This is a genomic window from Rhodococcus sp. WAY2, from assembly GCF_009859915.1.
GTDB classification, from domain to species: Bacteria; Actinomycetota; Actinomycetes; order Mycobacteriales; family Mycobacteriaceae; genus Rhodococcus_F; species Rhodococcus_F oxybenzonivorans.
In genome coordinates this window covers 4,647,447-4,673,432 of the sequence record NZ_CP046572.1, presented here as the reverse complement: position 1 = coordinate 4,673,432, position 25,986 = coordinate 4,647,447, and the positions used below count along the sequence as shown (strand labels likewise).

Annotated in this window: 20 protein-coding genes; 10 read left to right on the top strand and 10 right to left on the bottom strand. The window is 64.7% G+C overall.

Going from position 1 to position 25,986, the window contains the following annotated elements:
* Nucleotides 1-14 precede the first annotated feature (14 nt).
* The 5 genes from GFS60_RS21185 to GFS60_RS21165 are packed head-to-tail and all read left to right on the top strand — an operon-like array spanning nucleotide 15 to nucleotide 4,703.
* Nucleotides 15-602, top strand: a complete 588-nt coding sequence (locus GFS60_RS21185) for a MaoC family dehydratase (RefSeq protein ID WP_159924289.1) — start codon at nucleotides 15-17, stop codon at nucleotides 600-602.
* An 8-nt stretch (nucleotides 603-610) separates the two neighbouring features.
* Nucleotides 611-1,534, top strand: a complete 924-nt coding sequence (locus tag GFS60_RS21180) for an HpcH/HpaI aldolase/citrate lyase family protein (protein ID WP_159924287.1) — start codon at nucleotides 611-613, stop codon at nucleotides 1,532-1,534.
* Nucleotides 1,531-2,769, top strand: a complete 1,239-nt coding sequence (locus GFS60_RS21175) for a CaiB/BaiF CoA transferase family protein (RefSeq protein WP_159924285.1) — start codon at nucleotides 1,531-1,533, stop codon at nucleotides 2,767-2,769. The genes GFS60_RS21180 and GFS60_RS21175 overlap by 4 nt, the downstream gene beginning before the upstream one ends.
* Nucleotides 2,762-3,262, top strand: a complete 501-nt coding sequence (locus GFS60_RS21170; RefSeq protein WP_159924283.1) for a MaoC family dehydratase — start codon at nucleotides 2,762-2,764, stop codon at nucleotides 3,260-3,262. The genes GFS60_RS21175 and GFS60_RS21170 overlap by 8 nt, the downstream gene beginning before the upstream one ends.
* Nucleotides 3,263-3,320: 58 nt before the next feature.
* Nucleotides 3,321-4,703 carry an MmgE/PrpD family protein gene (locus tag GFS60_RS21165; RefSeq protein WP_159924281.1) on the top strand — a complete coding sequence of 461 codons (1,383 nt, stop codon included), beginning with the start codon at nucleotides 3,321-3,323 and terminating at the stop codon, nucleotides 4,701-4,703.
* Between the two features lie 102 nt (nucleotides 4,704-4,805).
* Here GFS60_RS21165 and GFS60_RS21160 read toward each other — a convergent pair whose 3' ends face one another.
* The 5 genes from GFS60_RS21160 to GFS60_RS21135 form a co-directional block, all read right to left on the bottom strand.
* A complete protein-coding gene (locus GFS60_RS21160; RefSeq protein WP_159918917.1) occupies nucleotides 4,806-6,107 on the bottom strand; it encodes an ISL3 family transposase in 1,302 nt (433 codons plus the stop codon).
* 408 nt (nucleotides 6,108-6,515) lie between these two features.
* Complete coding sequence (locus GFS60_RS21150; RefSeq protein WP_236603228.1) at nucleotides 6,516-7,499, bottom strand: AraC family transcriptional regulator; 984 nt, start codon at nucleotides 7,497-7,499, stop codon at nucleotides 6,516-6,518.
* Nucleotides 7,500-7,574: 75 nt separating this feature from the next.
* A complete protein-coding gene (locus tag GFS60_RS21145; protein ID WP_159924279.1) occupies nucleotides 7,575-8,615 on the bottom strand; it encodes a carbon-nitrogen hydrolase family protein in 1,041 nt (346 codons plus the stop codon).
* The gene (locus GFS60_RS21140; protein WP_236603227.1) at nucleotides 8,615-11,047 is read right to left on the bottom strand and encodes an oxidoreductase; all 2,433 of its coding nucleotides are present in this window, start codon (nucleotides 11,045-11,047) and stop codon (nucleotides 8,615-8,617) included. The genes GFS60_RS21145 and GFS60_RS21140 overlap by 1 nt, the downstream gene beginning before the upstream one ends.
* Entirely contained in the window at nucleotides 11,044-11,454 is a 411-nt protein-coding gene (locus GFS60_RS21135) for an acyl-CoA thioesterase (protein WP_159924277.1), read from the bottom strand. The genes GFS60_RS21140 and GFS60_RS21135 overlap by 4 nt, the downstream gene beginning before the upstream one ends.
* A 198-nt stretch (nucleotides 11,455-11,652) precedes the next feature.
* On the opposite strand from GFS60_RS21135, the gene GFS60_RS21130 reads away from it, so the two are divergent.
* The 4 genes from GFS60_RS21130 (at nucleotide 11,653) to GFS60_RS21115 (ending at nucleotide 18,141) form a co-directional block, all read left to right on the top strand.
* Nucleotides 11,653-12,765, top strand: a complete 1,113-nt coding sequence (locus GFS60_RS21130) for a cupin domain-containing protein (protein ID WP_159924275.1) — start codon at nucleotides 11,653-11,655, stop codon at nucleotides 12,763-12,765.
* A gap of 47 nt (nucleotides 12,766-12,812) precedes the next feature.
* Nucleotides 12,813-13,709, top strand: coding sequence for a fumarylacetoacetate hydrolase family protein (locus GFS60_RS21125; protein WP_159924273.1), 897 nt, complete (start codon nucleotides 12,813-12,815; stop codon nucleotides 13,707-13,709).
* 28 nt (nucleotides 13,710-13,737) lie between these two features.
* A complete protein-coding gene (locus GFS60_RS21120; protein ID WP_280123272.1) occupies nucleotides 13,738-14,535 on the top strand; it encodes a maleate cis-trans isomerase family protein in 798 nt (265 codons plus the stop codon).
* A 114-nt stretch (nucleotides 14,536-14,649) separates the two neighbouring features.
* On the top strand, nucleotides 14,650-18,141 hold the full coding sequence (locus tag GFS60_RS21115) for a serine/threonine-protein kinase (RefSeq protein ID WP_159924271.1): 3,492 nt from the start codon (nucleotides 14,650-14,652) through the stop codon (nucleotides 18,139-18,141).
* A 5-nt stretch (nucleotides 18,142-18,146) separates the two neighbouring features.
* Here GFS60_RS21115 and GFS60_RS21110 read toward each other — a convergent pair whose 3' ends face one another.
* The 5 genes from GFS60_RS21110 to GFS60_RS21090 form a co-directional block, all read right to left on the bottom strand.
* Complete coding sequence (locus GFS60_RS21110; RefSeq protein ID WP_159924269.1) at nucleotides 18,147-19,385, bottom strand: dienelactone hydrolase family protein; 1,239 nt, start codon at nucleotides 19,383-19,385, stop codon at nucleotides 18,147-18,149.
* A 36-nt stretch (nucleotides 19,386-19,421) separates the two neighbouring features.
* Entirely contained in the window at nucleotides 19,422-21,143 is a 1,722-nt protein-coding gene (locus tag GFS60_RS21105) for a flavin reductase (RefSeq protein ID WP_159924267.1), read from the bottom strand.
* Nucleotides 21,144-21,178: 35 nt separating this feature from the next.
* A complete protein-coding gene (locus GFS60_RS21100; RefSeq protein ID WP_159924265.1) occupies nucleotides 21,179-22,399 on the bottom strand; it encodes a styrene monooxygenase/indole monooxygenase family protein in 1,221 nt (406 codons plus the stop codon).
* A gap of 27 nt (nucleotides 22,400-22,426) precedes the next feature.
* The gene (locus GFS60_RS21095; protein ID WP_159924263.1) at nucleotides 22,427-23,221 is read right to left on the bottom strand and encodes an SDR family oxidoreductase; all 795 of its coding nucleotides are present in this window, start codon (nucleotides 23,219-23,221) and stop codon (nucleotides 22,427-22,429) included.
* Between the two features lie 151 nt (nucleotides 23,222-23,372).
* The gene (locus GFS60_RS21090; RefSeq protein WP_159924261.1) at nucleotides 23,373-24,989 is read right to left on the bottom strand and encodes an AMP-binding protein; all 1,617 of its coding nucleotides are present in this window, start codon (nucleotides 24,987-24,989) and stop codon (nucleotides 23,373-23,375) included.
* A gap of 139 nt (nucleotides 24,990-25,128) precedes the next feature.
* Between GFS60_RS21090 and GFS60_RS21085 the strand changes: the two genes are divergently transcribed.
* Complete coding sequence (locus GFS60_RS21085) at nucleotides 25,129-25,983, top strand: PaaX family transcriptional regulator (protein WP_159924259.1); 855 nt, start codon at nucleotides 25,129-25,131, stop codon at nucleotides 25,981-25,983.
* Nucleotides 25,984-25,986: the final 3 nt, after the last annotated feature.

Below are 25,986 nucleotides of genomic sequence, written 5' to 3'. Positions count from 1 at the left end.
TCATCATGTAACACATGAACTCGAACCCTGTCCGGGCCCCGGCCCCGCACGAAGCTGTGCCTGATGCATCCTCCGGACCACGAACATCGCAGGGCGCGCGTGACGTCGGTGAGCCCGACCTCGACTCCTTCCCTCTCGTCCCGAAGGGCAACAAGTACGAGGACTTCGAGGTCGACCAAACGATGGCCCACCACTGGGGCCGGACGCTGACGGAGGCCGATAATGTGTCGTTCTCCACTGCGACCTGCGCCTGGCTGCCGCTGCATTTGAATGTCGAATACGCCCGATCACAAGGCCACCCGGACACGGTGCTCAACCCGATGCTGGTGCTGTGTACCGCAGTAGGGCTATCCGTCGAGGACCTCAGCGAAAGTGGCGGTCCATTTCTCGGCATCGACGACTGCGTCTTCGCGCGCCCGGTCTACCCCGGCGACACCATCGTGGCCAACTCACGCGTCCTCGAGATGCGCCCTTCGGCCAGCAAAGCCGGCGTCGGCATCGTCACCTGGCAGACCACTGCAACCAACCAGCACGGCGAGACAGTCGTCGAATTCGTCCGAACAAACCTGGTCGCCGCGCGCGATCGCCAACTCACAACGTAGGGAACATCATGTCTGACAATCGACTTCGACGTAGCGAGCTCTCGACCCCCGGCCACAGCCCCAAGATGATCGCCAAGGCTGCAGCCAGCGAAGCGGATCTGGTCTTCCTCGACCTCGAGGATTCTGTAGTCGCGTCACAGAAGGTCGCTGCTCGGCGCAACATCATCGAGGGCCTCAACACCCTCGACTGGGGGAACAAGACCCGTGCGTGCCGCATCAACCCCGTCAGCACGCAATGGTGCCACGGCGACCTTATCGAGATCGTGTCCGCGGCCGGCCAGAATCTCGACGTCGTCATCATCCCCAAAGTGTTCAGCCCGCGCGACGTGTGGTTTGTCGACGATCTCCTGACACAACTCGAGATGAGCCTCGGCCTCGAAGTGGGACGCATCAAACTCGAGGTTCTCATCGAGGAGACCCAGGCCCTGTCTTGCGTCGAGGACATCGCGTCCTGCTCACCGCGTCTGGAGGCGCTGATCCTCGGCGTTGGCGACCTCTCGGCCAGCCAAGGTATTCGCTTGGGACACATCGGCGCTGCGGCTGAAGGCGCATACGGCTACCCCGGAGATGTGTGGCACTACGCGCGCAACCGCATGATCGGTGCGGCGCGCGCCAATGGGCTCGACGCCGTCGACGGGCCTTTCGGCGCGATCTCCAACCCGGACGGCTACGAGCGTGAGGCATCCTGGGCCGCAACGCTGGGCAGCGTGGGCAAATGGGCCATCCACCCCAGCCAGATCGCCATCGCGAACAAGGTTTTCGCGCCGACTGATATCGAGATCGAACGCGCCACCGCAGCCGTGCGCGCAGTACAGGAGGCCGAGGAGGCCGGCCTGGGCGCCGCCGCATTCGAAGGCATGATGATCGATGCCGCCACCGCACGCATCTTCGACGGTGTCCTGGAACGCGCTCGCAAATGCGGTGTCGCATGACAACTGCCGCCGCCGTTGGCCCCCTGAACGGCATCAAGGTACTCGACCTCACCGCCATGCTCGCCGGTCCCTACACAACCATGCTGCTGGCCGACCTCGGGGCCGACGTCATCAAGGTTGAGCCCGTAACCGGAGACAGAACCAGGGGAGTTGGGCCCCACCGCGTCGGCGACGACCCCGACCAAGCACTCGGCGGATACTTTCAATCGGTCAACCGCGGCAAACGCAGCATCGTCCTGGATCTGAAGAGCACCGACGGCTCCGCGAAGTTCCGAGAACTGGTCCGCGTGGCCGACGTCATCGTGGAGAACTTCTCCGCCGGTGTCATGGAACGCATGGGCTTGAGCTACGAATCCCTCGCCGAGGAGAACCCCCGGTTGGTGTACGCGGCCCTTCGAGGTTTCGGCGACGCCAGAACCGGCAAAAGTCCCTATGAATCTTGGCCTGCTTTCGACATCGTCGCCCAAGCCATGGGAGGTTTCGCCGGGATCACCGGCCCGCTCGACGGCACCCCACTGAAGTCGGGGCCCGGTATCGGCGACATCTTCCCCGGCGCGCTACTTGCCCTGGGCGTCCTCGCCGCCGTGCGACACGCCGAACACACCGGCGAGGGCCAATTCGTCGACGTAGCGATGTATGACGCGGTACTCGCGATGTGCGAGCGTATCGTGTACCAGCATTCATATCTTGGAATTGTGCCGCGCCCCATGGGTAACGGGCACCCGTTGCTCGCACCATTCGACATCATGCAAACTCTCGATGGCTGGATCGCCGTTGCTGCACCCAGCGACAACCACTGGCGCATTCTGGCCGAGGCCATGGACCGACCCGACCTCAGCGATGATCCCCGATTCGTCAACAACGCTGCGCGGCTGGCTAATATCGTCGAGGTCCGCGAAATTCTCGGCGCGTGGCTTGCCGACCGAACAACGTCGGCGGTTGTGGAGGCACTCGGTGGCCGTGTGCCCATCGGACCCGTGCACGATGCCGCCGACATTTTCAACGACGAACACGTCTACCTTCGCGAGATGCTTGTCGAGGTGGAACAGCCCGGTTCGGACGCACCCGTGACCATCGCCGGCTCGCCGATCAAGCTCAGTTCCACCCCGGCCCGCGTCCGTGGACGCGGTCCCAAGCTCGGTGAAGACGACGCCGACACTGTCCTCGCCGAGTGGTCCACGATCCACGATCACGTCACGAATACGAATACAAAGGGGGGCGGCAGCAATGGCTGACCACCACGACGACCACGATGCGCTACTCGGGCACTGGGGCTGGTTCGAGGATTTCTACCCCGGCCAGAAGATGCGGCACTCGCGAGCCGCGACAGTTGGCGAGATCGAAGGCAGTGGGCCGGCAAAACAGGTGATGAACACGGCACAGGCGCATTTCAATGACCACTTCTTGAAGGGCTCTCCCCTGGGCGACGAACGCCTCGTCTTCGGTCTTGCCACCGCCTCCCTGGTCTACGGCCTGGCTTCGCAGGACACCGCCGAGCACGCGTCGGCCGAGCTCGGTTGGTCGCGGTTACGTTTTCGTGCGCCCGTACACCACGGGGACACCATCGAGGCCTTTACGGAGGTCGTCTCGGTCACCCCCGGCGACGACGCGGCTGCCCCCGGGACCGTGGTGTTCCGGCATTGGGGTCGCAGACAAGACGGCCGCATCGTCTTCGAGGGCGAGCGGTCGGCGCTCATCCGCCGGCGCGGATCTCGACTGGCAGCTTGATGGCGGCATCGATGGAAGCACGGACACAGTCGGTTTCGACGATGGTGAGGCGCTTACGATGAGCGGACCCGACAGCGACCGACTCGCTACGGTCGGTGCGATCCAGCAGACGCTCACCAGTCAGGTCATCACACGGGTTCGAAGTCTCGACCATCTCCCACAGGAGGTCGTCACCGGTGCCCTGCACTGCATACTCGACACGCTCGGAGTCGCGATCGCAGGGGTACATGAAGCCGTGACGGCGCATGTTCGAGACGATGTGCTCGACGAGGGTGGAAGCCCGCAGGCCACGCTGTGGGGCACCGGTCACCGAGTCTCCCGCCCCCAGGCAGCCCTGGTCAACGGCACCGCAGCACATGCCATCGATTTCGATGACGTCGTATCCCGGATGGACGGCCACCCCTCGGCTCCCCTGCTGCCTGCAGTCATGGCTGCCGCGGAGGGCATGCCGATCAGTGGGAAGGATTTCATCGCGGCGTTCGTGGCCGGATTCGAGACCGAAGCCTTGATCGGCCAGCTGATGAAGCCGTCGCACTATGCGCGCGGCTTCCACGCGACGGCTACCGTGGGCACGTTCGGCGCCGCGGCAGCCGTCGCACACCTGCTACGGCTCGATGACAACCAGTGGGCGCATGCGTTCGGCATTGCCGGGTCGCGCGCGGCCGGTCTCAAGTCGATGTTCGGGACGATGACAAAGCCCCTACAGGTGGGCTCTGCCGCCGAAAACGGCTTGAAAGCCGCGACTCTCGCTGCTCGTGGGGTCACGGCACACAACGACGTTCTGGGCACGACGCAGGGCTTCCTCGACACGCAATCCGATGGCGGCGGCACCTCGGAGGCCTGGACCTGGACCGAACTAGCTATCACGGAGGTCCTGTTCAAGTATCACGCTGCATGCTATTTGACGCACTCGGCGATCGAGGGCGCGTTGTCGCTGCGCGAGTCCGGGGTGAAACCAGAAGTCATCGATTCGATCACTGTGCTCGTCCCGGCGGGACACCTTCGGGTGTGCAATATTGGGGAGCCTTCCACACCGCTCGAGGGGAAATTCAGCCTGCGGTTCACCACGGCCATGGCGTTTGTGACGGGCGACCTCAGCGAACAGGCCTTCTCGCCGGTGTCGCTGATCAACCCGCAGGTGGTGGCTCTGCGTGATCGAGTCCAGGTCGACGCTCGCACCGACAGCGACAGTCGGTCCTCCATCGTGCGGGTCATTCTCGCCGATGGATCCGAGCGCGTCGCAGAAGTAAACGTCAACCAATCGACGCCCGCGCGTCACTTGGCTCGGCGCTGGGACACCCTCGTCACCAAATTCCACTCGCTCGTCGACCCTGTGATGGGTCGAGCTGCCGCAGACCGCATCGTGGAAGATGTCGCCCGGCTCCCCTCAGCTGAAAGCCTTGAATCCCTGCTGAATGCTCTGTCTGCACGTACGCGGTAAGTGTGCGACATCGCGGAGCAGCCCTGCCGCATCGATTTACCTGAGGGAGAAGACACACACGATGCCAGACACCAGCAATGTGCGACCCACCGAAAAGGGGCTCTACTGACTCATTCGTGGGTGGATTCGGCCGGGTAATTGTGGGCGGGCGCCCCCGAGGCTGAGCATCGCGAGTGCGATGACGGCCTCGGGGGTGTGGAACCCGAATCCGCGGCGGGTGATGAGGCGAATCTTGGTATTGACCGATTCGATCCGACCGTTCGAGAGCCCGTGCTCGATGGCGGCGAGGATCGCGGGTCTGTGGACGAGGATGCTTTTCTGCAACGCGACGAACGCCGGGATCCGGCACCGCCGGGCCCAGTCGATCCAGCGGTCGAGTTCGGCAGCGGCCTGCTCGACCGGGAGCTGGAAGATCAACCGCAAACTCTCCTTGAGCCGGTAGCCGCGGTGCAGGACCGGATCGTGGAGTTCGATCCACCGCAGCACCGCCTGCTGCTGCGCGGTGAGGGCGTCCGGGTTCTTCAGCAACGCCCACCGGCTGCGTTTGACCGACCGAGCCGGGCCGGCCTTCGGGCGACGCCGCGGTTTCCACCCACCGCCGCGGGAGGCGTTCTCGGTGGACCGTGCCCGGTTCCACGCCGCCCGCCGCACCGTGTCGAGGGCCTCGGTGGCCCAGGCGACCACATGGAACGGATCCGCGCAGCGCACCGCATCCGGGCAGAACCGGGTCACCACCGACCCGATCCATCCGGCCGCGTCCGAGGTGACGTGGGTGATCTTCGCGCACCGTTCGGGCCCGAGCAGGTCGAAGAACCCGGACAGGGTCGCCGCGTCACGGCCCGGGGCCGCCCACACCAGCCGGCCGGAGTCGTGGTCGACGACGACCGTCAGATACTTGTGGCCCTTCTTGTACGAGATCTCGTCGATCCCGATCCGCCGCAGCCCCGCCAGCGGGTCCCGGGCGGGTGTGGTGTCGGCCCACACCCGGTCCACGATCGTCCCGACCGTGCGCCACGCGGTGCGCATCAACTCACACGTCGCGGCCTTCGAGGTATGGGTGGCGAGCCACGCCACCGTCTGGTCGAACGCGTAGGTGTGCCCGGCCCGGTGCCGGGCCCAGGGCACCGCGGCCACCGTGACTCCGTGTTCGCGGCAGCACACCCGCGGTGCGTCGGCCTCGACGAAGGTGCGGACCAGGCCGCAGTCCGGGCCGCGCCACCGCCGCCGACCGGTGCCACCGTCGTAACCGGGGCTCCGACGACCACACACCCCGCACCGGGACCGGGCCCGGGCCTGCGGCCGGACCGCGACGATCACCGCCCCGGCCGTGTCGTCGAAATCGACGCCCTCGATCACCGTCTTTTCGACACCCAACACCTGACGCCATATCCTGGCTTCGCGCACGCCGTTCCCCACATATGTAGCCGACTGACCCTAGACAAGCCAGAACGCTACTGGGACAACGGCGTGCGCCCTCACCCGCACCGAACTCCACCCACGATCACAGCAGTAGAGCCCGAAAAGGCGCGAATACTCAGTTTCGCGCTCCAATGGCAACACTACGGCGGTGGTTCCAACGAGGATATCTACGTAAACTTCGGACTCTCCCCCAGGCAGTACTTCATGCGCCTGCTCAGGATTCTCCGCGGCCCCACCGAGCTGGAGATCAGAGTGATCTCAGAACTCAACGAGCTCTGCGCCAGTCGCCTCGGCACCGAACTAGCCTGCCACGACAACACAGGTCGACCTCGCGCGGAGGAGTAGTCGCACCTTCCTATTCCGTGGCGCTGTCGAGCACGGGCACCAGGACCGTCATCGCCGGAGCGTTGCCGATGGCGTCTCGCCGAACTTCTCTCGGTACTGCACGGAGAAGCGCCCGAGATGCAGGAATCCGCACCTGCCCGCCGCATCGGAGACCGTCGTGGTCGACGGATCTGCCTCCAGTAGCAGGGCGTGAACAGCTTTCATACGGACTTCCCGGAGATACCCCATCGGCGTGGTGCCGTAGTACCTCTTGAAACCGTCTTGCAGCGCCCGGACGCTGATGCCCGTAGCCGATGCGACATCCTCGACAGTGAGCAGCTCGTCCGCGTGATGTTCGAGTATTTCGACTGCACGGCGAATCGTTCGAGGCGCCACCGGCACTGGCCGCTGCAATGCCTCTGTGTAGTTGTTGGGTTGCGCCACAATAAGTTGACTGAGCAAAAGCCGTTCGAACTCTTTCATCACGATCGGCTCGTTCGGCAGGGTGCCACCATTTTCCATCTCGCCCCGCAGAAGGTCGAGCACGCCACGCCAGGAGCGAATTCCCGGTTGCTCCAGCTCCATTCGAACGTCGAACCGCAGTGGCTCGCGAAGCGAGGCACCGAGCGCCTCTTGCACTTGCCGCTCCAGACTCTGGCGATCGATCCGAACGATCAGCTGCCGGTTCCCCTTGCGCCATTCCATGGTCGTCGACCCTCCCGGCTGGAGAATAGACGCGACAGTTGGCGTCGACTCGAATGTTACAGATCCCCAATGAATTTCAGCCACTCCCGAGAGGGGAATCTGAACGAGGTAGAAGTCGTCGAGATCGCTCGGGCGAATCCGCATGCCGGTGCCGTAGTCCAAATAGTGCAGGCCGATGGTTCCGGCGGTCGCTGAATGGAACCTGACGGACGCTGCGCCGTCGCCGTCTGTGGGTTCGAGCGTGTGACGACAGAAGGCGGAACCGACCACCGAGCGAACCTGGTCCAGATCGACGGTGTGGACCTGCTCGAACTGGGCAAAGGGCAGCGCTGCCCTGTCCGCAGTCACTGTCGGGTCCATCGCCATCCCAGCCTTCCATTGTGCTCGAAATAGCGGCGCCGGAACGATCGTCACCATCTCTACCTATTGATCGTACCCCGGGATTTCGTCTTCACCCCAGGGTCCGATCAGGGCACCTTCCGGTTCGGCGAGCGGTCCGCCCCCTCCGTTGAAGGTGACCGGCTGCTGCGGTGCGGTGTTGACGTTGAGGGAGAAGATGTCGAAGCGATTGTAGTGACCGATGATGTCGTGCATCTGCTTCGGGGCGATGCAGCGAGCCAGGTCGATCTCGCCGTAGACGATTCCTTCCTTGTCCACCAGGGGTTCGGAGACGGGGCGCCCGTCGGGTCCGAAGATCCCGGACAAGGCGCTGCGCTCGCGCCGCAGCATCTGCGCTGCTTCCTCGTCGTCCCCGGCGACGATGTCGATGATCTCCTCGGAGACGGTCGAGCAGGAGACGACCGAGAACAGTTTGCCCTCGAAGGCGTGTGCGGCGGTACGAATGGCGATGGCGTCGGCCATGTCGTAGTCCTTCGGCGCCACCGGCAGCGAGATGTAGTTGGCGACGTGTACGAGCTCCCCCTGCGCCAGGAGTGTGAAGCGGGCGAGGGTGTTCGTGTTCTCCCCGCACGCCAGGACGCCGAGTGGACCGACCTCGGTGTTGTGCACGCGCAGGGTGGATCCGTCGCCGTTGGTCCAGGTGAGCTTCTCCGCCCAAGTGGGGACCAGTTTCCGGTGTACGGCGATCAGGGAACCGTCGGGCCCGATCGTGAGGACGCTGTTGTACAACACTCCCAGGCTGTGGCGGCCGCGTTCGTTGACGCCGATCACGACCGTGGTCTTGGTGGCGGCCGCCGCGGCACGAAGGGTGTCCAGATGCCGGCCGGGTATGTCGATCGCGGCGCGATAGAGCCGTTCGAACCACTCCCCTCCCTTGACCGGGTTCATCGTCCAGTTCCAGTACGGATAGCCGGGGACGAACACCTCGGGGAAGGCAATCAGCGTGGCGCCGGCCGCAGCGGCCTCGTGGATGAGCCCGACCGCCTTCTCCACGGTGGCGTCCGGGTCGAGGTACACCGGAGACGCCTGCACGGCTGCAGCGGTGAAACGTGGGAAGGTGTCCATCAGCGTGCCGCCTCGGTCATGGTGCCGGCATTTGGGCGCCAGCGTTGGTGGATGGTGGGCTCCGCCTCCCCGAACAGGGCCAGCTGGGGCCGCGCCCGTCCGGTTGTGGGCGGCCTCGCCGATCCGGCCGCGTAGAGAGCCGGCCATTGGCCACCGGCGCCGCGGTAGCCGATCTCGGCAGCGGCGTGCAAGGTCCACGAGGGGTTGTGCAGGTGCGCGCGGCCGATCCCGATGAGGTCGGCGCGACCGGCCAGCAGGATCGAGTTGGCGTCGTCGTCGGAGGAAATGGCGCCGACCGCGATCGTGCAGATACCGACGTCGGCGCGGATGCGCTCGGCGAAGGGGGTCTGGTAGCCGCGCCCGTACTCGGGGCGCTCCTCGGCCACGACCTCGCCGCTGGAGACGTCGATGGCGTCGACACCGTGTTCGGCGAACGCCCGCGCGATGGCGACGGCGTCGTCGATGGTGGTGCCGCCCGGGTACCAGTCGACGGCCGAGATCCGCACCAGGAGGGCCTTGCCCTTGGGCCAAGCTGCCCGAACCGCGTCGATGACCTGCAGCGGGAAGCGGAGGCGGTTCCGCAGGCTTCCGCCGAAGTCGTCGGTGCGCTTGTTTGTCAGCGGCGACAGGAAGGTCGAGAGGAGGAACCCGTGCCCGGCCTGGATTTCGAGCACATCGAATCCGGCCGTGTCGGCGGCCCGGGCGGCCCGGGCGAAGTCCTCGACAATGTCCTCGAGCTCGGAGCGGTCGAGTTCGCGGGGCGCGGGGAGGTCACCGAAAGCGATCGCGGACGGCCCGACGGTCTCCCAGCCCTTGTCACCGAGGGAGGTACCGAGGGTGCCGGCGGTGGGAACGGTGGTCGCACCCTTGCGTCCGGAATGGTTGAGCTGGACGCCGATGGCCGCGGTGGTGTTGTTGTGGACCAGATTGGTGATCCGACGGTAGGCGAAGATTTGTTCGGGGGCGTACAGGCCGGCACACGCGGGGGTGACGCGTCCGGCAGCGCTGACGGCCGTCATGCCGGTCATCACCAGACCGGCGCCGCCGAGTGCCGCGCCGGCCAGGCGTGCGAGTTCCGGGTCGCCGACAATCCCGTCCGTGGCGGAGTAGGTGGCCACGGGTGCGGCGACGATGCGGTTCTTCAGCCGGGTGTTCGCGATGCGGTAGGGCTCGAACATCGGACGGGGCGGCTGTTCGGTGGAGTCCGGTGACTGCGCCCAGTGGTACCAGTCGTTGAGGGTGTCGATGTATTCCGGATCGCGATCGCGCAGGTTGTCGTAGGTGACGCGGCGGCTGCGGGTGAGGAGGTTGAACCCGAACTGCGGAGGTGCCTGACCGACGGAGTGCTCGATCGACTCGAACCACTCCAGGCTGGCCTGCGCCGCGCGTTGCGTGGATTCGACCACGGGCCGCCGTTCCTGCTCGTAGCGGAGCAAGGCCTGTGCGACGTCCCGGTCGTCGACGGTCAGGCTCGCCGCCAGAGCGAGGGAATCCTCCATGGCGAGCTTGGTTCCCGAGCCGATGGAGAAGTGCGCGGTGTGCGCGGCATCGCCGAGGAGGACGATGTTGCCGTCGCGCCACGACGTGTTGCGGACCGTCGTGAACTGGATCCAGCGAGAATTGTTGGTCAGCAGTTGATGACCCTCGAGGTGATCGCCGAGCAGGCTGGCGCACAACTCGACGCTCTTCGTATCGCTGTGTCCCAGGGCGAACTCTTGGGCGGCGAACGCGTCGAATCCCGCGTTACGCCAGCTCTTCTCGCTCATCTCGACAATGAAGGTGCTGCGCTCACTGCTGAACGGATAGGCATGCACCTGTATCGGGCCGAATTCTGTCTCCGCGACGATGAAGGTGAACGCGTCGAAGATCTTGTCGGTGGCCAGCCACATGTAGCGGCAGTTCCGGACATCGAGGTCGGGGCCATATGCTTCGGGGCTCGACTTACGAGTGAACGAGTTGACTCCGTCGGCGGCCACCACGAGGTCGTGCGTGCGGGCGAGATGTTCCGCGGCGGGAGCGATGGTGTCGTACCGCACGTCGACACCGAGTTGCGCGCACCGCGTCTGCAGAATGTTGAGCAGGGTCCGCCGCTCGATTGCCGCGAAGCCGTGCCCGCCGGATGTCAGCACCTCACCGCGGTAGTGGATGTCGATGTCGGTCCAGCGGGCGAACTGTGCTTCCATGTCTGCGAAGATCTTCGGATCGGCCGCGGTGATCCCGTCGAGGGTTTCATCCGAGAACACAACGCCGAAGCCGAAGGTCGTGTCCGCGGCGTTACGTTCGAAGACTGTGATTTCCCTTCGCGGATCCAATTGCTTGGCCAGAGCGGCGAAGTACAAGCCGCCCGGGCCGCCACCGATGACGGCGATTTTCAACGACGGCAGTCCGTCGTCGACTCGCGCCGAGCGCACTGTTGCTTCTTGACTGGTCACTTGGTCACCACTGCTTCCTGGGTACGAATCGGGTCGAATGCGTCGAGGACGGGTTGCGGCCACGGCGTCGACGTCGGCGACTCCGGGGTGGCGTGGGCGACGATGAGGGTTCCGTCGGCTGCCACGCCCTCTTTGCCGCGGACCTCGAAGGTGTACGCGAGAGAGGTGTTTCCCAACCGTGCCACCTCGAGGGTCACGGTCACGGTTTCGCCGAACCACAGCCGCGATCGGTAATTGATCTCGTGGCGTACCCGCGGGGTCTGCCCGAACAGCCATGCCAGGCCGTGCTCACGAAGAAGCGCCGCCTCGGCGGCTTCTACGAATCGCACGATGCACGAATGATGTTGGTGGCCTGCAGCATCGGTGTCGTACCACTCCACCGTCCGCTCGATCGTCACTTTCGCCATCTGTCACTGACCACCTTTCATCGAAGTCGATGACCGAACTTTATAGCGCCCTTGTGACGATCGTCAAGACAGGTGTATATTGGGAATTGCGACGGGCGGTGAATGCTTGCGCAGCACGATCGACATCCACTGAGAACAGGTCGGGCGCACGCGCCCAACGCCATACACATGCGTTGCCGACACAAGGGAGGAACACACATGTCACTCAGTGACGACGTTCTCGGTCGGGCTCGGGTCAAGGACACCGCAGCCTTGGAAGCGTTCTATGACGAACTCGGCAAGCGCGACACGGTGGCGCTATGGACCGTGGCCAACAAGATCGAGCCGTGGTTCCCCCAGCCGGCATCGGTGCCCATCCTCTGGCGCTACGAGGACATCCGCCCGTTCGTCATCGACTCGCTCGCGCTGGTCAAGCCGGAAGACGCCGGTCGACGGGTGGTGGCCCTGGTCAATCCCGAACGCAAGGACGTCACCGCCGCGGTCGGGTTGCTGTACACCGGCCTGCAGGGAATGGGCCCCGGCGAGTCGATGACCGCGCATCGCCACATGGCGGCCGCCCTGCGCTTCGTCGTCGAAGGACAGGGCGCCTGGACGGTGGTGGACGGACAGAAACTGAAGGTCGGCCCCCGTGACTTCGCCATCACCCCCAGCTTCACCTGGCACGAGCACGGCAACGAGGACTCCGACGAGCCGGTCATCTGGCAGGACGGACTCGACATCCCCCTGGTCAATGCCCTCGACGCCGGGTTCTACGAGGTCCACCCGGACCACTACCAAGAGCGGGGCGCGGTGGTCAACTCCTCGCTGCTCACCTACGGCGCCGGCCAATTGCGTCCCGTGGGCTTCGAGGAGGGTTGGACCAAGCCCTACTCGCCGCTGTTCGCCTACCCGTGGGAACCCACCTACGCCGCCCTGCAGAACGCGGCGAAAGCGTCGGAGGGATCACCCTACGACGGCATCCTGCTCGAATACTCGAACCCGCGGACCGGCGGGTCGGTGATGCCGACATTGAGCGCCCACATCCAGTTGCTGCGAGCCGACCAGCACACCCGCGCCCACCGGCACACCGGATCGGTCGTCTACAACGTGGCCAAAGGCGAAGGCTACTCGGTCATCGCGGGCCGACGATTCGACTGGAAGCAGGGTGACATCTTCGTCGTGCCCTCCTGGGCGTGGCACGAGCATGCCAACCTCGGCGCCAGCGAGGACGCGGTCCTGTTCTCCTTCAACGACTTCCCCGTCATGCGTTCGCTCTCCTTCTGGCGCGAGGAGGCGTACCTGGAGAACGACGGTCACCAGCCGATTCAGTAACTCGCCTCGCACACCACCATCACCAACCCCCAGAACAAGGACCGTTCATGATTCTTCTGACCTTCTCCACCCGTGACAACACCCCCAGGCTCGGCGTCCAGCGCGACGACACGGTCATCGACGTCACCGCCCTGGCACGGAGCACCGGCGCCGAGGTGCCGGCCGATCTGTCGACCCTGATCCACCAGGGCAGTGCGGGTCTCGCCGCACTGACCGCGCTGGTGGCCAGTGACCGGGCGCAGCAGTTCAGCCTCCCGATCGCCGACGTCACCGTGCACGCCCCGCTGCGCCCGGGCAAGATCATCGGCGTCGGCCTCAACTACACCGAGCACGTCGCCGAGTCGGCACGGACCCTCGACACCGACAAGGATCTGCCCCAGCGCCCCGTGTTGTTCAGCAAGCCAGGCACCGCGGTCGTCGGCCCCGGCGAGCCGATCCGCCACAACGCGAACCTCACCAACCAGCTCGACTGGGAATGCGAGGTGGCCGTCGTCATCGGCCGCACCGCGAAGAACGTGTCGGCAGGCGACGCACTCGACTACGTCTTCGGGTACACCATCATCAACGACATCAGCGCCCGGGACCAGCGTCGCGGCGGACAGTGGTTCTTCTCCAAGGGACAGGATTCGTACGCGCCGCTCGGACCGGTCATCCGCACCGCGGACGACGTCGCCGACCCGCACGCCCTGGACCTGTCCCTGCGCGTGAACGGCGAAGTCAAGCAGAAGTCGAACAGCCGCTACATGCTCTTCACGATCCCCGAGCTGATCGAGGACGTCACCTCCGGGATGACCCTCGAGCCCGGAGACGTCATCGCCACCGGCTCCCCCGCCGGCGTCGGCGCCAGCTTCGTGCCCCAGCAGTTCCTCACCCCGGGCGACGTGGTCGAGTGCACCGTCGAATCGATCGGAACGCTGAGCAACCCGGTCATCGACGCTCGCTGATGCCTGCCCGATCAGAAAGGGAAGCCCGATGAGCAACCGCCCGTACCGTATCGGCCAGATCGTGCCGAGCTCCAACGTGACGATGGAAACGGAAATACCCGCCCTCTTCCGGGCGCGGGAAACCGTCGCCCCCGAGCGATTCACCTTCCACTCGAGCCGCATGCGGATGAAGGAGGTGACCAAGGAGGAACTCGAGGCGATGGACGCCGACTCGACTCGATGCGCCGCCGAACTCTCCGACGCACGAGTCGACGTCCTCGGCTACGCCTGCCTGGTGGCCATCATGAGCATGGGCAAGGGCTACCACTGCGTCTCCGAACAGAAGCTGGCCCAGATCACCCTCGACAACGGCGCCCCCGCGCCCGTGGTCACCAGCGCCGGCGCGCTGGTCTCCGCGCTCGAGGTGCTGGGAGCGAAGAAGATCGCGTTGGTGGCGCCGTACATGAAGCCCCTCACCCAGCTCGTGGTCGAGTACATCCAGGATCAGGGCATCGACGTCGGTGACTACCGGGCGCTGGAGATTCCCAACAATCTCGATGTGGCCGCACACGATCCGCGCAACCTCGTGCAGATCGCGAAGCAACTCGACTACCAGGACGCCGACGTCATCGTGCTCTCGGCGTGCGTCCAGATGCCGTCACTGCAATCGATCGAGATCGTGGAAAACGAACTCGGCAAACCGGTGATCTCGGCCGCCGTCTCCACCGCGCACCAACTGATGCGGGCGCTCGATCTGCCTGCCATCGCCCCCGGCGCCGGGGCTCTGCTGTCCGGAGACTATGCCCACGCTCCCTACATCCCGAGTCTGCCGATCGCCGTGAAGTGATCCTTCCGGCCCTGGGCCCGAAGTGACCGTGTGGGCCGCGGCGCGATCCGCCGCGGCCCACACGGACCTTGGACCGCACCCGCGCTGGTGTGATACTGGGTCAGAGGTGGTGAGATGGCTGACCCCGATCCCTTCGCGACACAAGCCGACGCCCCCCACGCGATAGCCGGCGAACTGATCCTGGACGGCTTCGATGAACCCGTGGAGATCGGGCGTGGCGGGTTCGGTGTCGTCTACCGTTGTATGGAGACTGCCCTCGATCGGACGGTCGCGATCAAGGTGCTCTCCGGTGTGGATGACGAAAACCGGAATCGCTTCCTCCGCGAGCAACAGGCCATGGGCCGCCTGTCGGGCCATCCGAACATCGTGACCATCTACCACGCCGGGAGCACACCGCGGGGGCAGCCGTACATCGTGATGGAGTACCACCGCCACGGCTCGCTCGAAGCGATCATTCGTCGCGACGGACCGCTCGGCTGGGAGAAGGCCTTCGATCTAGGCATCAAGATCTCCCGCGCTTTGGGCAGAGCGCATCAGGCGGGGATCCTGCACCGAGATGTCAAACCCTCGAATATCCTGCTCACCGACTACGACGAACCCCAACTCACGGACTTCGGCATCGCCCGCATCCACGGTGGTTTCGAGACCGGGACCGGTGTAGTGCTGGGTTCGCCTGCCTTCACCGCACCGGAAGTGTTCACCGGACGGGCACCGACGGTGCAGTCCGATCTCTACAGCCTGGCCGCGACTCTTTTCTGCCTCATCACCGGCCACGCCGCCTTCCAGCGCCGCGACGGTGAACAACTGGTCGCGCAATTTCTTCGAGTAGCCTCCGAACCGGTGCCCGATCTCCGCCAGGCCGGAATCCCGGCGCAGGTGTGCCGTGTCATCGAGCGCGCGATGTCGGAAGACCCGACGCGCCGCCACGTGTCCGCGGACATCCTCGAGCAGGACCTCCGCACAGCTCTACGACGCACCCGCGCCACATCCCCCGATCTTCCGGCGGACGCGGACGTCACGCAGCGCGGGCACCCGTACCTGATCGAGGGTCCTGAAGCTCATGCCGGGCCACCGTCGGTGACCCCGCCACGGTTGTCGACGAAGTACCGGCCACGTACCCAGCCTCGCGCCACGGTGCAGCGGCGCCGCCTGATCGAGGCCCTGCACGCCGGTGGGGATCGGCGGCTCGCGCTGATTCATGCGCCGGCAGGATTCGGCAAGAGCACCCTGGCCGCCCAGTGGCGCGACTTGCTGACCGACTCCGGGGCGCCCGTCGCCTGGCTCAGTATCGACCACGACGACAACAATGTCGTCTGGTTCCTGGCGCACCTCCTCGAAGCGATTGCGTTGGTGAGGCCCGCACTCGCCTGCGATCTCCCACAGGTGCTGCAAGAGCAGGGTGAGCACGCAACCAGATACGTCCTGTCCACACTCGTCGACGAGATCCATGACACGGGCGAGGTGGTCACGGTCGTCCTCGACGACTGGCACCGGGTTTCCGACGCGGCAACCGTCGCAGCAATGGCGACTCTGCTCGACAGCGACTGCCACCACCTGCGCTTCATCGTGACGAGCCGAACACAAGCCGGGCTTCCGCTGAGCCGGTTGCGGGTTCGCGACGAGTTAGTCGAAATAGATTCCACTGCACTGCGGTTCGACCTCCCGGAAGCGCGATCGTTCCTGTCCGACCAAGGAGGACTCGCCCTCACCGCCGACGACATGGCCAATCTTCGCGAGACGACGGACGGATGGGTTGCCGCCCTGCAACTGGCCTCCCTCTCACTACGCGGGCACACCGATCCGGCCACCCTGATCGGGCAACTCTCCGGGCGCCACCACGCGATCGGCGAGTACCTCGCCGAGAACGTCCTCACCTCGCTCGAACCCGAGCTTCTCCACTTCCTGCTCGCAACATCGGTGACCGAACGCATCAGCGGCGGACTCGCGTCGGCGCTGACAGCTAGCAGTGACGCCCAGGCTCGGCTCGAGGAAATCGAGAACCGGGACCTGTTCCTGCGAAGACTCGACGAGGACGGCGAGTGGTTCCGCTTCCACCACCTGTTCGCAGAGTTCTTGCGTCGCCGGCTCGAGCGAGACCAACCGGACATGGTCGGCGAACTCCACCTCCGTGCCTCCCACTGGTTCGGTGAGCACCACCTGCTCAATGAGGCCGTCGATCACGCCTTGGCATCGGGTAATCCCGAGCTGGCGGTGCAGTGGGTGGAACGCGAGGGAATGCGATTGCTCGAACAGTCCCAGATGGCGACGCTCATCGGTTTGATCGACAAACTCCCACCCCGACAGGTGCTCGCACACCCAGTGTTACAGATTGCGTTGGCCTGGTCGCACGTACTGCTGCATCACCCGGCGCCCTCGGCGCTTCGGGCATTGGACCGCGCGGAAGCAGCGCTGACCCAGCACCCTCACGCAGACGGGGATCAGACCGCCCTGTTGATCGAGGCTTCGTTGGTCAGGGGCGTCGTCGAGTTGTTCGCCGATCATTCCGTCACGCTCGGTGAGCGGATCTCGGACTGTCTCGAACGCCCCGAGACCGTACGGCCGTTCGTGGTGTCGGGGGCAGCGAACGTCGCGTCGTTCGAGGCGATCTACCGGTTCGATTACGACGCCGCCCGCCGATGGCAGGAGTGGGCGACTCCCTACAACCAGCAAACGTCGGGACCCTTCAGCGTCCTCTACGGATACTGCTTCGCGGGGATCGCCGCACACGAGCAGCTCGACACGACCGCTGCCGAGAAATACTTCCGGATAGCGCTACGGCTGGCGAAACAGTCCGGCGGCGGGCAATCGTACGCAACCCGCGTGGCCGGCGCGATCTTGGGAGACTTGCTGTACGAGCAGGGCCATGTGTCCGAGGCCGAAGTCCTTCTCGACGCCAGCCATACCCTCCGGTCCGAGGGCGGCATCGTCGATTTCATGCTCGCGACGTACGGCACCGGGTCTCGTATCAAGGCGCTGCGCGGAAATCTGGGCGCCGCGTACCAACTTCTCGACGAAGGGGCCGAGATCGCCGCGATGCTGACGTTGCCGCGCCTGACCGCCCGCATCCGGAACGAGCGAATACGGTTGGCGCTGGCCGATCCTTCGATTTTCGACGAGCATCCGCGATGGGCACAGACAGTTCCCCGCGACAGCGACGACCCCGCCTCACACACAAGCGGGATCGACCTGATCACGCAAGAGCTGCATGAAGACTCCGACATTCGGCTCCTGCTCCACGCTGCCTCGCCGACGAATCAGGAAGCAACGGCGACCGCGTGCCATCGGTCGCAGGCGATGCTCGAGCGTATCTCCCGGCAGTCGCGGCCGAAAGCGCTCCTGAGGGCTCGGCTTCTGCACTGCACGTGCTTGTTCGCGGCCGGCCGTACGTCGGAGGCGAAGGAGTGCGTGATACCGGCTCTGGCCCTGTGTGCCGACCGCGAACTCCCCCGCGTCGTGCTCGACGCAGGACCAGCTGTGGCCGAGGTGGTGGCCTCGCTCGAGTCCGATCTGCAGCTCGGCAGGTGGCAGCCACAATGGGAACGAGTCCCGAGTTCATTTCTCACTCGGTTGACAGACGACTTCGGGTCCAGCAGCCACCGCGCGTAGGGCCGCTACGCGATCGGCTTGCCCTCGCTGTTCGCCCAGCTGGGCATGAGTCCGTTCGAGGGAAGCGATTTGTCGAGAAGTTTCTTACCCTGTGCGGTCCCGGCAACGGGAAGCCCCGTCGGATCGAGCAGCCCGATCTGCACCAGTACACCCGCCTGATCCCAGTAGATGTGCTCGTTGTACAGCTTGTCTCCGCGCAGGGTGACGACAGCAACCAACGGAATTTCGACGTATCGTCCGGTCGGCGCGACACCGGGAAGCATCCAGTCGATCTCGCGGTCGTGCGTGAAGCAGAACAACTGCTCTTCGACGATCCGATCGGCTCCGACGGTGCGAGAAATCGGAATCGTCCTGGTGTCGTCAGGGTTGTTGTGCACGAAATGGTGGGCGTAGAACCGCGCGAGGTCGTTCTGTCCGACGCCACCGGTCAGCGTTGGAACGTGGTTGACATAGGGTTCGTCGACCATCGTGGCCATGGTGGCCGGAACATCGCGGGCCTCGAACTCGTAATAGATGTGCCGGTCCCAGAGTGCGGACAGATCGTGTCGGGGTCCGATAGTGGTACGCATAACCTCGAGGGTGCGCGAGTAGGCGAGTCCGGCGGAGAGGGGTTCGTAAACCTCGCGGCCGTGGGTGGCGAAGGCATGATCGACGCCGGCGTAGTCGTAGATACGCACCCGATCGTTATCGCCGAACGCCTTCCGGATGGAATTGCGGGCATCCTCGGGGCAGTAGGAGTCGTGCTCAGCCAGATGGAAGACCATGGGAACGGTCAGCTCGGCCGCTTCGTCGAGGTGGTCGTGGACACCGACACCGTAATAGCTGATGGCGCAGTCGACGTCGAGCCGAACCGCGGACAGGTAAGCGAGCAGCCCGCCGAGACAGTATCCGATGAGGCCGATGCCGCCGACGTGAGTGGCCAGGCCACGCAGGGCCGTGACGGTGTCGCCGATGTCCGTGACGGCCAGGTCCTCGTCGAGTGCGTCCCGCAATTCGAGCCCCCGGGTGAACCCGGCCTGGTCGTAACCGAGTTCCTGCCGAGCGCCCGAGCGCCAGAAGAGATCCGGGACAAGGACCACGTACCCTTCCTCTGCATAGCGGTCGGCCATGTCCCGCATGTAGTCATTGATCCCGAAGATTTCCTGTAAGAGAATCAGTCCCGGGCCGGAACCCTGTGCCGGTTCCGCAAGATACGCGGTGAAGGACTCACCGGAGCCCTTGGCGATTTCGATGTACTTACCCATTGAGTGGTGTCGCTTTCGGTAGAGAAGCAGCGGCGGTCAGAAGTCGGGATGCTTGGTCACCAAGCGGTAGGACCCCGAGTGGAAGACCAGAGGCTCTCCGGGATCCGCATCATATTGTTCGATCTCACCGAGGAAGATGATGTGGTCGCCGGCCTCTACTCGCTGGACCGTCCGGCACTGGAAATGCGCGATGGCGTCATCGATCAGGGGAACGCCGGCAATTCCTTCGGTGGTCGCCACACCGGCGAACTTGTCCTCGGCCGGCGTCGAGAATTGCCGGGACAGATCGTGTTGGTTTGCCGCGAGGACGTTGACAGTGAAATGCGTGGCCGCCGTGAGGTCGGGGAGGCTCGGCGCCTTGCTCGCCGGACACCACGACACCAAGGGCGGATCCATCGACACCGAGGTGAACGAGTTCGCCGTGACACCGACCTTCCGACCGTCCGGGGCCCGCGCGGTAATCACCGTTACCCCCGTGGCGTACTGGCCGAGAGCACGCCGTAGGTCACGGGGATCGAACTGAGCCTGCTCGGCGGCCCGCCCGGTCTCGATCACACGCTGCGCCTCGGCGGCGTCGAACCACCAGTTATGCACGGTACGTGGATCATCGAAGCCTGCGGCGATGGCCGACGCCAGCGCCGGCGAGTCCTGCGCCGCCGCGAACAACCCGAGGACCGGGTCGGACGGTCCACGAAGCAGGCTGTTGGTCCACGACACGGCCCATTGCGCCCAGCCGCGCCAGAACTTGTCGAACGTGCGTTGCATCCACTGCGCGTCGAACGGTTGATCACCCCGGTTCACGATCGCATCGAGGTACACAGCGACCGCGTGGGCAGCGTTGTTGCTGCCCTGACCCGTGAGCGGATCATTGAGGACAACAGCGTCAGCCATGCCGAGCACGACGTTGCCCGAGGCAAGTTCGGCTACCGGGCGCCGGACCGTCGGTGTAAGTCGGCCGCGCAATACTCCGGCCTCATCGGTGAGAGCGATGTCTCCGGTCCTGGCGAATTCCGCAGGGAAGTGCTCTGCCAGCACCTCCTTGGCGCGCTCGAGATGCGCCTGCGGAGTGTGGACATCGTCCCAGCAATCCATCGGTCCACCCGGGACGCCTTCGAACACCATCACATGACAGGGGCCGGTGGTGGTCAGCGCCGGAAGGACGAAGTACTCCCCGACCCCGGGGACGATGTTCAGTGAGAGATCGGCACCGGCGGGGTGTTCGGCAAGGCCGCTCACGTACGCCAGTGACAATGCCCGCTGCGGCCGGTTGTACGGCGATTTCACCGAATCCGGGGGGAAGAGTCGTCCGAGGTCGCCCTTGCCGCTCGAGATGATGACCAGGTCGTGGCTGTGGGCAAGATTTTCGATGTCCCTGGGCCTCGCCGCCTTGATGATCAGATCGCCACCGAGTTCTACGAACTCGTCGACCCAATCCGCACACTTGACGCGCTGGTCGACCGACTGCGCGAAACCGATCAAGGGTGTCGTTACCGTGATCTCGTTGCTGTCATGGGTTTTCGAGACAGTGAGCGCCATCGTGTCGATGTGCGGGCACCGCTCCTCCCAGCGGTCGAGCCCGAGATCCCGCTCGATCTGCAGTGCCGAGTCGAACATGCACTGGCTGGACATGACGGGACCGATCCGGACCTCGTCGGGCGTTCGGTCGGTCACCAGGGTGACGCGGAAGTCACGTGTGAGTAAGGCGAGCGCCAGTAGCGCCCCGGACTGTCCGGCTCCGACGATAGCAATGCTGCGCATGACTGACGGCTTCCAATCGTTGATTCGGGCGAATGCTAGTTCGCGACGTCGGTGAGGTACTGGGCGGCGGCTTCGGGTGTCATGAACCAGTGGAAGAAGTCACGCGGATCGTCGAATCCGTTGGCAAACCGGCGAGCGATTCGCGGCTCGGTGGCTGCGGCGCTGAGCAGTGTCAGCACATGCTCCGGAGGCGGGCTGAGTAGCGCATTCGTCCACGACGCCACGTATTGGGCGTAATCCCAATATCGTTCGAAGGTGTTGGTCATGAATGCGGCGTCGAAGGGTCGGTCGCCCTGCTCGATGATGCTGGCAAGGTAGGAGGCCGCGCACTTGCTCGCGTTGTTCGAGCCCTGGCCGGTGAGCGGATCATTGAGGACCACCACGTCGGCAAGCCCGAGGATATTCGCACCCGAAGGTAAGACGCCGATCGGCTTGCGAACCGTGGGTGGGAATCGACCCGCGAGGATCCCGTTGTCATCGGTGAGGGTGATGTCGGCGCAGCGCTCGGCCTCCCAGGGGACGAACGTCTCGACCACCCACTTGGACTTTGCCAGATGCTCCTCGGGAGTCGTCACATCCGCCCAGCAGTCCATCGGTCCACCCGGGATGCCCTCCATCACCATGATTTCGCACGGTCCACTGGTGGTGAGCGCAGGAAAGGCGAAATACTCACCGACACCCGGAATCATGTTGAACGCCACCGCGGAATGTTCCTCCCGCGGCACCATTCCGTTGACGTAAGTCAGCGCCAGGGCACGCTGTGGGCGGTCGAAGACCGACCGTGTGGCGTCCCGCTCGAACATCTTCGCGATCTCGCCCTTGCCTGCGGCGAGAATCACCAGATCGGAGTCGGCAGCGAACTCTTCGAGGTCACCGATCCCGGCATCCTGGATCACCAGCTTGCCGCCGCGTAATTCGAATTCCTCGAGCCACTTGGGCATTTTCACGCGCTGATCGACCGACTGGGCGGGGAGGTCGAGGCGCGACGCCCAGGAGAAGGCCTGGTTTCCGTTGTCGGCGACAGTGAACGAGATGCCCTCGACCGAGGGGCATTCATCGCTCCAGAGGTCCAGTCCGACGGCGCGCTCACGCGCGAGGGCCCCGCCGAACATGCACTGACTGGACATGACCTTGCCCTCACGGATCTGCTCCGGAGTCCGGTTGGATACGACGGTCACGTCGTACCCGGCGTCGACCAGACCTATGGCGAGCTGAAGTCCTGCCTGGCCGGCTCCAACGATGGTGATTTTGCGCATGGGAAAGAAAGTCCTTTGTGTCGACGGTTATCGGGCGAGAAGCGGAATGGCCGGGGTTGCCTGTTCGGGCCCCATCGCGGAGTAGCCTCCGTCGATGGCCCAGTCGGCTCCGGTGACGAAGGCGGCGCGGGGCGAACACAGGTACGCGATCACGTCGCCCACCTCGGTGGGGTCTCCGACTCGGCCGGCGAGGTGGAACTGCCCGGCTACCCGGTCGGTCTTGGCCCGGTCCGACCCCGAGAGCTCATCCATCACCTTCGACCAGATCCAGCCCGGACTCACCGAGTTGACGCGAATGTTGTCGCCGGCAAGGTCCATCGCCATGTTCCGGGTCAGTTGCACCACGGCTGCCTTGGAAACGGGGTACAGCCATCGCCCTGTCTGGGCGACCTTCGAGGAGATGGAACCGAAGTTCACGATGGCGCCACCGCCCTGCGCGGCCATGTGCGGGCGGACCGCTGCGGCGAACATGGCGGCGCTCACGACGTTCACATCGAGAGCGGTGGTCCATTGGGTGCGGCTGGACTCGGCGCCGTCGTCGATGTAGGTACACGCCAGGTTCACCAAAAAGTTGATGGAGCCGAAAGTGTCGAGGGTGGTAGCCACGCAGGCCTCGATCGCCCCGTCGTCGGTGATGTCGGTCTCGCTGAACAGAGCGTTCTTCTTGCCGTCGACAGCGATCTTGCCACCGTCCCGGTCGATGTCGGCGACAACGACGTTGACACCACTCTCGTGCAGAGAGTCGACGACGCCGCGCCCGATCTTGGTGGCGCCGCCGGTGATGATGGCCGTCTTGCCGTCGATCCCGAGATAGTCGCTCATGGTCTAGATCTCCTGACTTCGCTCACGATGTGATCTGCAACACTAGGAACATTTTGGGTGATGATCTATCCGCTGAACGCGTCGACTGTGCAGATTGCGCTCACTTTGATTCCGCCGAGTTTTTCGCCGGCAATGCCGAATTCAGGCGCGACTAGCGCGTGGCCCGTCGGAACTCCCGCAGCCGGTAGCGCTGGATCTTGCCGTTCGGGGTGCGCGGCAAATGGGCGAGGAAATCGATACTGCGAGGGTACTTGTACGGTGCCAGCTGATTTCTGACGAAGTCCTGGAGTTCGCGGACCTTGGTGTCGCTGCCCACGGTGTCCGAGATCAGTACGACTGCCGCGTGGACGATCATTCCCCGATCGGGGTCGGGCAGACCCACGACCGCGCATTCCTTCACGTCGGGGTGCCGGCCCAGCGCTTCTTCGACCTCCGGGCCGGCGATGTTGTAGCCGGACGAGACGATCATGTCGTCACTACGTGCCTGGTACCAGAAGTAGCCGTCGGAGTCGCGAATATACGTATCTCCGGTGATGTTCCACCCGTTCTGGACGTACTGGTGCTGGCGGTCGTCGGCAAGATATCGGCAACCGGTCGGGCCGGTCACCGCCAAACGTCCCGGTGTGCCGTCGGGAACGGGCTGTCCGTCGTCGTCGAGTACCGCTGCGGTATAACCCGGTACGGCCTTCCCGGTGGCCCCGGGTCGGATGTCGTCGTTACTGGCCGCGATGAAGACATGCAGCATTTCGGTGGCACCGATGCCGTTGATGATGCGAATTCCGGTCTCCTCGTGGAACTCTTCCCACACCGCTGTCGGCAGATGCTCGCCCGCAGACACGCAGCGACGAACCGAGGCGAGACTCTGCGCCTTGTTCTCGCGGAGAATTGCCCGGTACGCGGTGGGGGCGGTGAACAACACCGACACTGCGTGTTCCCGTACCGCGTCGGCCAGCTCACTCGGAATTGTCTTCTCGAGTAGTAACGTCGCGGCACCCACTCTCAGCGGGAAGGCCACGAGACCGCACAGCCCGAAGGTGAACGCCAGTGGTGGCGTTCCCGTGAAGACGTCCGAGGAAGTCGGCCGGAGTACCCGTGCCGAGAAGGTGTCCGCAACGGCAAGGATGTCGCGGTGGAAGTGCATCGTCGCTTTCGGGGTACCGGTGGTTCCGGATGTGGTGGCCAGCAGAACGACATCGTCGGCCGCGGTGGCGACGTTGGTGAAGCGCCCGGATTTGGCGGCGGTGCGGGCGATGAGGTCGGTGGGTTCGTTACTTCCGTAGAACAGAGCGCCGATCTGGCCGGTCTCGATCAGGTCGGCGGCGAACCGGTGATCACACAGCGCGAGCGAGGGTGTGGTGAGGTCGATAATTTTGCTCAGTTCACCGCTGCGAAGCAGCGGCATGGTCGTCACGGCAACGCCGCCTGCCTTCACCACCCCGAACCAGCAAGCCACCAACCATGGGTTGTTCGGCCCGCGGAGCAATACGCGGTTGCCCGGTACCAGCCCGAAGTCTTCGGTGAGTATCTGGGCGATCTGGTTGGCGCGGCGCAAAAGTTGCCCGTAGGTCCAGTTTTCGGACGGCGAGAGCAGCGCTGGGCGATCTCCGCCCAAGGCGGCGACCTGGTCGTCGAGAAGTGAAGATGCGCAGTTCAGGCGGTCCGGGTACCGCAACTCCGGGAGGGTGAATTCGAAGTTCGGCCACAGATTTTCCGGGGGGAGGTTGTCGCGGCAGAACGAGTCCAGGTGCGCCGACGGAGACAGCGTCATAGATGGCCTTCCCACTATAGATATGGACGTCGCAAGCGTATGCACTGATTGTTACGCTCGTCAACGATACGAAATATTGCATAGATCGCCTGCTGGCCACCCGATGCTTCGTGGCCGCGACGATGGTTATGGTGTATCCATGACGACGGAGAGCTTCGCCGACGACTTGGCCATCGAACGATCGAACGAGCTGCAACCGCGCGAATTGATCGTGACGATCTTCGGGCTCTACGCACGGGCCGAGTCGAACTGGTTGTCGGTTGCCTCCGTGGTCCGGCTGATGTCCCATCTCGGTGTGGACGGAGCCGCGGTTCGCTCGTCGATTTCACGGCTCAAGCGACGCGAAACGTTGGAAGCCCATCGTCACGACGGCGCCGCGGGCTATTCGCTGTCCAAGCAGACTCTGGATGCACTCGCCGAGGGCGATGTCAGGATCTTCGATCGCAAGCGCGCCGAGATCGAAGACGGCTGGTTGATGGTGGTCTTCTCCATCCCCGAATCAGAACGGGACAAGCGGCACATTCTCCGAACGTTCCTGACCCGTCTCGGCTTCGGCACCACCGCGCCGGGGGTATGGATCGCACCGGGAAGCCTCGTGCGCGAGACCAGGGAAACGCTGGAACGGCGAGGACTCAGCGAATACGTCGACATGTACAGCGCGGAACACCTCGGCTTCGGCGATCTCCGCACGAAGGTGCGCACCTGGTGGGATCTCGACGCACTCACTACCCTCTATGCCGCATTTCTCGACAAGTACCGTCCGGTCCTCGAACGGTCGAGCGCCGGAACACTCACCCCGCGAGACGCCTTCGCCGAATATGTGCCCATGCTCACCGAGTGGCGGCGGCTGCCCTACCTCGATCCCGGCCTCCCCCTTCCCCTCCTTCCACCGGGATGGAACGGTGTCACGGCCGGCCGGCTCTTCGACGAACTGAACGACGCCCTCAGCGGACCGGCCAGAGAACACGCAATGCGGGTCATCCACCAGCCCTGACCG